Origin of the sequence: Actinomycetospora sp. NBRC 106375, from assembly GCF_030269665.1 — a bacterium.
Lineage (GTDB): Bacteria > Actinomycetota > Actinomycetes > Mycobacteriales > Pseudonocardiaceae > Actinomycetospora.
In genome coordinates this window covers 1-509 of sequence record NZ_BSTS01000080.1, presented here as the reverse complement: position 1 = coordinate 509, position 509 = coordinate 1, and the positions used below count along the sequence as shown (strand labels likewise).

1 protein-coding gene is annotated in these 509 nt (G+C 68.6%); it reads right to left on the bottom strand.

Annotated elements, in window-relative coordinates:
• Positions 1–11: 11 nt before the first annotated feature.
• Positions 12–509, bottom strand: a 498-nt coding sequence (locus QSK03_RS32960) for a transposase (protein ID WP_285660064.1), incomplete at its 5' end; no start/stop codon positions are given.

Sequence of the window (509 nt, the reverse complement as noted above, 5' to 3'; positions counted from 1 at the left end):
CTAGTGCTGCGTCAGGCAACGTTGGGTAGGTAATCGGGCCTGCGGATCTTGGAGTTGGCGGCGAAGCGGCGTTTCGGGGTGGCGTGGCGGTTGTGCCAGCGGACGTATCCGGCGATCGCTCGCTCCTGGGCGGCGTGGCTGGGGTAGTCGCTGCCGTCGAGGGTGAAGTAGCGCAGCGCGGTGAACTCGCTCTCGATCCAGTTCAGCCAGGAGGCGTGGGTCGGGGTGAAGACCAGCTCGACGTCGTGGGTGGCGCACCAGGCGGCGACGTCGTGGGTGCGATGCGGTGAGAAGTTGTCGCAGACTACGTGCAGTCGCCCGGTCGGAAAGCGGACCCGGAGTTGGCGCAGGAACCCCAGGAACTCCGGGGAGCGTTTGCGGTCGCGGAACCGGTAGAACATCTGGCCCGTGGCCAGGTCCAGCGCAGCGATCATGTGTCGAACCCCGCCGGTGCGGGTGTAGGTCGCCCGCTGCCTGCTCGGGCGGCCGCGGGGGAACCAGCCGTGCCC